Source organism: Paenibacillus naphthalenovorans (assembly GCF_900099895.1).
Classification (GTDB): Bacteria; Bacillota; Bacilli; order Paenibacillales; family NBRC-103111; genus Paenibacillus_G; species Paenibacillus_G naphthalenovorans.
The window spans coordinates 72,540-80,520 of the sequence record NZ_FNDY01000019.1; the positions used below are offsets into that span (position 1 = coordinate 72,540).

At 52.5% G+C, this 7,981-nt stretch carries 9 protein-coding genes and 1 rRNA gene; all 10 read left to right on the forward strand.

Features of this window, described 5'->3' with window-relative positions; translation table 11 throughout:
* Nucleotides 1-31 precede the first annotated feature (31 nt).
* The gene (locus tag BLT35_RS17225) at nt 32-949 is read left to right on the forward strand and encodes a Phenylacetic acid catabolic protein (RefSeq protein ID WP_074729123.1); all 918 of its coding nucleotides are present in this window, start codon (nt 32-34) and stop codon (nt 947-949) included.
* 16 nt (nt 950-965) lie between these two features.
* Nucleotides 966-1,241, forward strand: coding sequence for a hypothetical protein (locus BLT35_RS17230; protein ID WP_074729125.1), 276 nt, complete (start codon nt 966-968; stop codon nt 1,239-1,241).
* Between the two features lie 14 nt (nt 1,242-1,255).
* The gene (locus tag BLT35_RS17235; protein ID WP_074729128.1) at nt 1,256-2,032 is read left to right on the forward strand and encodes a Phenylacetic acid catabolic protein; all 777 of its coding nucleotides are present in this window, start codon (nt 1,256-1,258) and stop codon (nt 2,030-2,032) included.
* A 20-nt stretch (nt 2,033-2,052) separates the two neighbouring features.
* Nucleotides 2,053-2,508, forward strand: coding sequence for a 1,2-phenylacetyl-CoA epoxidase subunit PaaD (gene paaD, locus BLT35_RS17240; protein ID WP_062410798.1), 456 nt, complete (start codon nt 2,053-2,055; stop codon nt 2,506-2,508).
* A gap of 39 nt (nt 2,509-2,547) precedes the next feature.
* Nucleotides 2,548-3,405: a 3-hydroxyacyl-CoA dehydrogenase gene (locus BLT35_RS17245; RefSeq protein WP_074729130.1), complete on the forward strand. Its 858-nt coding sequence runs from the start codon at nt 2,548-2,550 to the stop codon at nt 3,403-3,405.
* Between the two features lie 16 nt (nt 3,406-3,421).
* Nucleotides 3,422-4,624 carry a thiolase family protein gene (locus tag BLT35_RS17250; protein WP_074729132.1) on the forward strand — a complete coding sequence of 401 codons (1,203 nt, stop codon included), beginning with the start codon at nt 3,422-3,424 and terminating at the stop codon, nt 4,622-4,624.
* 19 nt (nt 4,625-4,643) lie between these two features.
* Entirely contained in the window at nt 4,644-6,137 is a 1,494-nt protein-coding gene (locus BLT35_RS17255) for an NAD-dependent succinate-semialdehyde dehydrogenase (RefSeq protein WP_062410801.1), read from the forward strand.
* Between the two features lie 53 nt (nt 6,138-6,190).
* Nucleotides 6,191-6,976, forward strand: coding sequence for an enoyl-CoA hydratase-related protein (locus BLT35_RS17260; RefSeq protein ID WP_062410802.1), 786 nt, complete (start codon nt 6,191-6,193; stop codon nt 6,974-6,976).
* A gap of 14 nt (nt 6,977-6,990) precedes the next feature.
* Nucleotides 6,991-7,149 carry a tripartite tricarboxylate transporter substrate-binding protein gene (locus BLT35_RS17265; protein WP_235594224.1) on the forward strand — a complete coding sequence of 53 codons (159 nt, stop codon included), beginning with the start codon at nt 6,991-6,993 and terminating at the stop codon, nt 7,147-7,149.
* 643 nt (nt 7,150-7,792) lie between these two features.
* A 16S ribosomal RNA gene (locus tag BLT35_RS17270) occupies nt 7,793-7,981 on the forward strand; the annotation flags it as partial.

Genomic DNA, 7,981 nt, shown 5'->3' on the forward strand with positions numbered 1-7,981 from the left:
AACAGTAATTAAAAAAAGGAGGCCATACGATATGATGACGGCTCAAGCTTTTTTTCAGCATGTGGAAAGCGGCGGGAAAGTCGATTCGACCGATTGGATGCCGGAGGAATACAAAAAGGAAGTGACGAGAGTCATGGGCTTTCAGGCGTTAGCCGAAATTGTAGGCGCGATGATGCTGTCCCAGTGGATTCCTTATACCCCTTCGATTGTCAGGAAAATGATGTACGCGGCAAAATCTCAGGACGAAATGGGCCACGCTCATATTCTCATTCGGGCCTGTGAAGATCTGGGCTACTCGCGGGAAGAAATCATTGAAGGATATATTGAACGCAAAAACAAGCTGTTGAATATTTTTCATTACTCCTTCGGCTCTTATGAGGAAATGGTTGCGGCTATGCTGCTGCAAAACACCGGGGCGATCGTCCAATTTCAATCGCTGGTGCAGGGCAGCTACCTCCCCTATCAACGGGCGCTGAGAAAAATCATGAAGGAAGAGTCCTTCCATTACAACCTGGCCGTGAACATGATTCAACAGCTGACGACACATGGCACCGATCGGCAGCGGGAAACCGTGCAGTATGCATTCGATCTCTGGTATCCGCGGATGCTGGCTTACTTTGGTCCGTCGGAGAAAGGCAAAGCGCCAAGCAATGCCTTGAAATGGAGAATCAAGGTCGACACCAATGACACGATTCGCACGCGCTGGTTGGATAAGATTGTTCCTCTGGTGGAATCTTTGGGCTACAAGTTTCAAGATCCGCAATTAGCCAAAGATGCAAAAACAGGAACCTGGTCCTATACCGAGCCGGATTGGGAAGAGGTCAAAGCGGTGATTAACGGCGGCGGTCCTTCCTCGGAATATTGGCGAGAAAGCGTAAGTAAAAGCTACGAAAACTATCAATGGATCAGGGATTTGATGAACAAGGGCAGTAAAATCCAAACGGCATGATGCGAGGTGAACCGGTATGGCTCAGGCTCAACACGATACGAGCAAACAGCAATTATATGAGGTATTCATTCAAGAAAAAGCGGACCGCTCCGCTATTCATGTAGGCAGTGTGCGGGCGCCGAGCGAGATCCTTGCCCTTCACAGCGCCAGAGAAATTTTTGCCCGCCGCGAGAATTGCGTGAAGCTGAGCATTGTGAATCGAAAGCACATGATCCATTTTCAGGACACCGAATTTTTGGGCATGTCGAAAGATAAAAAATATCGCTTGGCTTCTATGGAGTACAACGTCTGATTGGAGGGGCTGTCATGCAGGAAAATACGGTACTTATCGACTTTGTGAATCAATGGGCGGAAGACGAGTTTTGGGTAGGCCATTTGCTGACCAAAAAAATATATGAATATGGACCCGATCTGGAAGAAAACATCGCCATCGGTTCGATCTCCCAGGATGAGATCGGACACTGCAGGATGCTGCTGAACCTCCATACGACCGGCGAAAAGCAGATAGATCATTTGATCTACGGGAAGCCGCCGGAACAAATCAAGGTCTCCAGGTTAGCCGAATATTGGTATGAGTACGATTGGGCCCGGCTGGTGATGAAGCAGCTCATCTATGACATTTGCGACGGCGTGCGCTTGTCCTTCGGGGGAGAAATCCCGGATTTGGGGCTGCAAGATGTTCTGAGATTGATGAAGCGGGAGGAGGCCGTTCATCTGGAGCATTGGATGGAATGGGCTCAGCTCATTTCGGAAGACAGCCAAGGCCAATCGCTTCTGCAAAAAGCGGCCGGGCAAATTTACCCGCTGATCTCCGATTTTTTCGCCGATCCGTTAATTGAGCGCGTCTCCGCGGAATACGGCCTAAATTCGGTCAGCGCGAAGTCGCTGCTAAAGCAATGCCTGGACGAATTGAATCCCCGATTGATCCAATTGGGTCTATCGATTCCATGCCCTGAACAAGAGATGATCGGCAATCTGTCGGTACAAGGCGGACGTTATGGACTGCACTCTTCCGGTTTTATGCCGTTGTACAACGAATTTACTTTGGTTTACCGTCAAAACCCGGACATGGTCTGGGGATAAAGCGAAGGTGGTGATTTCGTATGGATGCGGAGAAACAAGCGGTACGCGAAGCGTTAAAATCGGTAGAGGATCCCGAGTTGCCTGTCAGCATCGTGGATCTGGGTATTGTCGAGAACATTGACTGCGGCCCGGAGCACATTCAAGTCGTTCTAACGCCCACCTTCTCCGGCTGCCCCGCATTGGAACATATACGCAAGCTGGTGATCGGCGTCCTGGAGGAGCAATTTCCGGGCAAACGAGCCGAAGTGGGCTGGAGCTTTACCTCATCCTGGACATCTCAGAAAATCAGCTCCGACGGGGAAACGGCATTAAAAACGTACGGGATTGCCTTGGCTGCGGACGGGGTCGTTCATTGCCCCTACTGCGGCTCCAAGCATATCGTGCGGGACAGCCCTTTCGGATCATCGCTGTGCAAGGAGATTTACTATTGTAAGCATTGCAAAAATCCTTTTGAAAAGATGAAGCATTTGGCTTAAGGCGGCATGACTGATCCGCTTAACGGGAGGGAACAGGCTTTGATTGAACAGCTGGTTGTTGTCGGCGGCGGCGTAATGGGCCGGGGCATCGCCTACACGGGGGCGGTTTCCGGTTTTCATGTGAAGCTGGTCGATAAATATGAACAGGTTTTGCAAAGCGCCCGGCAGGAAATAGAAGAGCTTTTTGCAGGCGCGGTCCAACGAAACAAGTTAACGCTTGAAGAAGCGGCATCGGCCAAGGAGCGCCTTTCCTATCACTCGGATTTGGAAGACAGCGTCCAAGCGGCGGATCTGGTGATTGAAGCCGTAACGGAAAAGCTCGATTTGAAAAAGCAGATCTTCGAGATGCTCGATCGGCATGCTCCGGCGCATGGTTTGCTGGTCAGCAACACGTCCACTTTGAGCCCTACCGAAATCGGTTCCTTTACGAGGCGTCCCGATAAAGTCATGGCCATGCACTTTTTTAACCCGGCCTACAAAATGAAGCTGATCGAATTGGTGCGGGGTCTGGAAACGAGCGATGAGACGGTGCGGCTGATTCAGCTGGTCGCAGGGCGTATGAATAAAGAAACGGTGACGATTAACGAATTCCCCGGGTTCGTCACCAGCAGGATGAGCGCCCTGGTAGGCAATGAAGCCTTTTATATGCTGATGGAGGGAGTCGGAACTCCCGAGGAAATCGATAAAGCGATCAAGCTGGGCTTGAATTATCCGATGGGGCCCTTGGAGCTTGCGGATCTTGTGGGATTGGATGCGCGGCTGAACAATTTACGCTATTTGCATCAAACCTTGGGGGAAAAATACCGGCCCTGTCCACTGCTTGTCAAATATGTGCAGGCCGGCCGTTTAGGGCGCAAAACCGGAAGAGGCGTATACGAGTATGGGAAAAAAGAATAAGTGACGGTGATCGTTCATGAAAGAAGCTGTGATCGTCGATGCGGTCAGAACTCCGATAGGAAAGTATAAGGGCGCTCTTAAATCGGTACGTCCGGACGATTTGGCCGCCGCCGCCATACGGGCTATTCTTGAGCGCAACCCGGGGGTGCCTGTTCAGGACATTGAAGATGTCATTCTGGGATGCGCGAATCAAGCGGGGGAGGACAATCGCAATGTGGCCCGGATGGCGGTTCTATTATCCGGATTGCCGCTGGAAGTAGGCGGAACGACAGTGAATCGTTTGTGCGGATCGGGGCTGGATGCGGTGATGTACGCCGCGAGAAGCATCGGCGCCGGTGCCGGGGAGATTTATCTTGCCGGAGGAACGGAGAGCATGACGAGGGCGCCGCTTGTCATGGGTAAAGCGGAAACCGAATATCCCCGCGGCGATGTGAAAATGTACGATACCACCATCGGCTGGCGGTTCGTCAATCCCCGGTTGGAGCGCTTGTACGGATCGACAAGCATGCCCGGAACGGCCCAAATCGTAGCGGACCGGTATCGCATTTCCCGGGCGGATCAGGATGAATTCGCATGGCAAAGTCAGCACAAGGCGCAGCGCGCCTGGGAATCGGGCCGGTTTGACGATGAGGTCATCCCCGTTACGGTGGAGGATGCCAAGGGGAACCGGACGTCCTTCGCACAGGATGAGCATCCCCGCTTTAACCTTAAGCTGGAGCAGCTGGAGAAATTACCGCCGCTGTTCAGTGGCGGTACCGTTACTGCTGGCAACGCTTCCGGAGTCAACGACGGCGCCTCCGTCCTGCTGTTGATGAGTGCCGACAAGGCGAAGGAGCTGGGCGTAAAGCCGTTAGCCCGATTTGTGGCCGGAGCCGTTGCCGGAGTCGAACCGGATGTGATGGGACTGGGCCCGATTCCGGCCGTTCAAAAGGTGCTCCAAAGGGCGCGGCTCAGCGTTTCCGATCTGGACCTGGTGGAACTTAACGAGGCGTTCGCTTCCCAGTCGCTTCAATGTATTCGGGGGTTGGAACTGGATCCGTCGATCGTGAATGTCAATGGAGGAGCGATTGCTTTGGGGCATCCTCTGGGCGCCAGCGGGGCAAGAATTTTGACCACTCTGGTGCATGAAATGAAACGCAGAAAAGCCAAAAGGGGCTTGGCCACGATGTGTATCGGCGTAGGGCAGGGAATCGCAGCGATTGTCGAAGCTGTGCAATGAAATGGGGGAGAGGTTGGATATGAGTGTGCAAATAAACGCGCAAAGCTTTCCTTGGTTGGAATTCATCGAGCACGGTGAACAACTGAAGATGTACATTAACGGACAATGGGTCGAGGGCCGGTCCGGAGAATGGGAGCCAGTCGAAGACCCTTCTTCGAAAAATGTGATTGCCTACGTTTCGAAAGGGGGCGCTCAAGAAGCGGAGCGAGCGGTTGAAGCCGCTCAGGCCGCATTCGGCAGCTGGTCGATGGTCAGCGCGAGGGAACGCTCGAAATATTTATACCGGTTAGCCAATTTATTGAGGGAGCACGCTTTACCGTTGGCCTCTCTGTTGACCGCCGAATCGGGCAAGGTATTGAAGGAAGCGATGGAGGAAATCCGTTCGGCCTCCGCTTACGTAAGCTGGTATTCGGAGGAAGCCAAGCGCATTAACGGAACCGTGGTTTCGCCTGCGAATCGGAATAACCGGATTTTCGTGCTGCAACGACCCGTGGGTGTCGTCGTGTCCATCTGTCCCTTCAATTTCCCTTTTGGCATTCTGGCGAGAAAATTGGCCGCCTCTGTCGCCGCAGGGTGCACGTTTACAGCCAAGCCCGCTCCGGAAACGCCGTTAACGGCATTGATGCTCGCCCGTCTTGTGGAAAAAGCCGGTTTTCCCCAAGGGGTCGTGAACATCATTACCGGAGATGCGGCGGCCATTGGAAAGGTGTTCTGCGAGCATCCCGCCGTCCGGAAAATCACCTTCACCGGATCCACTCAGGTCGGACGTCTGCTCACTGCACAAGCGGGACAGCATTTAAAGCAGACGCATATGGAGCTTGGAGGCAATTCCCCGTGCATTATTTTTCCGGATGCGGACCAGGAGAGAGCCGTAAAGACCCTGCAGTATGCCAAATTCAGAAATACCGGCCAGGTTTGCGGGTCTCCTAACCGTATTTACGTACATGAATCCATAGCGGAAGAGTTTATTGACCGGTTTTATCGGCAAATCGATACCTTGAAAGTGGGACCGGGGCATCATAAGGAAGCCCATATCGGTCCGCTCATTCATCAAAGAGCGATTGAAAAGGTGGACCGGCTGGTCAAAAGTGCCGTGGCTCAAGGAGCGGAGGCTCAAGTGTGCGGCAAGATGGTAGACGGTGTGGATTCGGACTCAGGCTATTACTACCTGCCTGTGATGATCAGAGGAGCTCAGGATCATATGGATATTTGCCGGGAAGAGACCTTTGGTCCGGTAGCGACTTTTCTTACGTTCAAGGAAGAGGATGAGGTCGTATCGCGTGCCGTCGCGACGCCTTACGGACTTGCAGGTTTTGTCTACACGAAGGATGTCTCCAGAGTGCTCACCATTTCCGAAAAGCTGGAGGTCGGCAACGTAGGCGTGAACGGAGCCGTTTCGGCCAATATTGAATCTCCTTTCGGAGGAGTTAAAGAAAGCGGATGGGGGCGTGAGGGGGGGAAAGAGGGGCTATACGATTTTCTGGAAACCGTCACCGTTTCGATCCAAGTGTAGCGGTACGATGACCTGAGAGAGATCAGTAAAAGGTTGGAGGTGAACGATGGAAAATGGAGGAGTCGCTCGTTTTGCTGGATAAACGGGAGCATTTGGCGGTCATTACCTTGAATCGGGCGGAAAGGCTGAACTGCTTTGACTATCGGATGCTGGTGCAATTGGAGCAAGCGGTCAGCGGCATTCGAATGGATAACGACGTCTATGCGGTTATTATTACGGGTGCTGGTGATAAAGCCTTCAGTGCGGGAGCGGATTTGAAAGAAAGGCAAACGCTTACCGAGCAGGAGGTTCGCCGGAATGTGATGAAAATCCGCGATGTGTTCACGATGATTGAAGAGCTGCCCCAACCGACGATTGCCGCGATGAACGGACATGCGCTCGGCGGCGGTTTGGAATTGGCGCTGTCCTGCGATTTTCGTTATGCGGTCCAGGGGGCGCTTATCGGTTTAACGGAGGTCAGCTGGGCGATCGTTCCCGGAGGCGGCGGAACCCAGCGGCTGCCTCGGCTGATCGGGATGGCCCGAGCGAAAGAGCTAATTTTTACGGCAAGGCGGATTACCGCCGGGGAAGCATTGGCCTTGGGCATGTTGAATGGCGTAGCCGGGGAAGGGGAGGACGTGATGCGCCCCGCGCTGAATTTAGCGGACGAAATCATGAAGAACGGTCCGCTGGCGGTAAGGCAGGCCAAGTATGCGATTCAATATGGAAGCGAGGCTGACTTGAAGACCGGCCTGCGTATCGAATCTCAAGCTTATGAGGCCATCATTCCAACAGCCGACCGCATAGAAGCGCTGGCTGCTTTCAAGGAGAAGCGGGCGCCCCGGTTTGTAGGCAGGTGATCAGCAGGAGAATAGTGAAAGCCGGTAAAGTCAAGATATTGGCCGTTTCGTCTTCCCAAAGAAGCTCTTACTTCCCCGATGTTCCAACTGCTGAAGAGCAAGGCATAACCGGTCTCACTACGAAGTGGTGGACAGGTGTTTCTGTACCGGTCGGGACACCGGCAGAGATGTGAAGAAATGGGAGGAAGCCTTCATACATGAATACCGCTGATTTCAATCAAGCGATACAAAAGGAAGGCCATTATTATACCGATCTGGCGACAAAGCTTGGAATCAGAAAGTAGACATTGGACTCGAATGCCGGGTAAACCCCGGACGAACCAAACCAAATACAGGATACGGCGGTCGTTCCCGGTTCTTCAACGGAGAATGACCGCTGAGTCCATTCCGGATTGAACAATATTCCGCTTGCGTTTTGTTAATAGATATGATAAATTACTAATCCTGAGCTGCTGCGAGGCAGACAGGGTACAAGTCAGACGGTTTCTCTGAGCTTGCGGATGATCCCAAGCACGGAAACCAAAAGACTTGCAAAACGAAATCGAATATGATAGATTATTAAACCGTGACTCCGAAAATACTGCAACTGAATCAGCGTCTGGACGAAAGGATTCGTTCCTCAGTCTGGATAAAAAAACAGTTGCCAAACGGTACGGAGTTATGGTAGATTGATTTTCCGGCCGCATGAGACAAGCGGATCGGTGAAACCATAAAGTAATTGCCCTTTGAAAACTGAACAACGAGTGAGTGCGAAGTCTCGTCAAGAGATTTCAAAACAAGTCAGTAACGAATTGAGCAATCAATTTTCTCTAAACTTTATTGGAGAGTTTGATCCTGGCTCAGGACGAACGCTGGCGGCGTGCCTAATACATGCAAGTCGAGCGCTGGGGGTGCTCCCTTACGGGAGCCCCCTGGAGCGGCGGACGGGTGAGTAACACGTAGGCAACCTGCCTGTAAGACCGGGATAACTACCGGAAACGGTAGCTAAGACCGGATAGGTGGTTT

Bases quoted from the DNA above. Each gene is read 5' to 3' on its own strand.
- BLT35_RS17225 (WP_074729123.1), top strand. From the start codon at position 32: ATGATGACGGCTCAAGCTTTTTTTCAGCATGTGGAAAGCGGCGGGAAA.
- BLT35_RS17230 (WP_074729125.1), top strand. From the start codon at position 966: ATGGCTCAGGCTCAACACGATACGAGCAAACAGCAATTATATGAGGTA.
- BLT35_RS17235 (WP_074729128.1), top strand. From the start codon at position 1,256: ATGCAGGAAAATACGGTACTTATCGACTTTGTGAATCAATGGGCGGAA.
- paaD (WP_062410798.1), top strand. From the start codon at position 2,053: ATGGATGCGGAGAAACAAGCGGTACGCGAAGCGTTAAAATCGGTAGAG.
- BLT35_RS17250 (WP_074729132.1), top strand. From the start codon at position 3,422: ATGAAAGAAGCTGTGATCGTCGATGCGGTCAGAACTCCGATAGGAAAG.
- BLT35_RS17255 (WP_062410801.1), top strand. From the start codon at position 4,644: ATGAGTGTGCAAATAAACGCGCAAAGCTTTCCTTGGTTGGAATTCATC.
- BLT35_RS17260 (WP_062410802.1), top strand. From the start codon at position 6,191: ATGGAGGAGTCGCTCGTTTTGCTGGATAAACGGGAGCATTTGGCGGTC.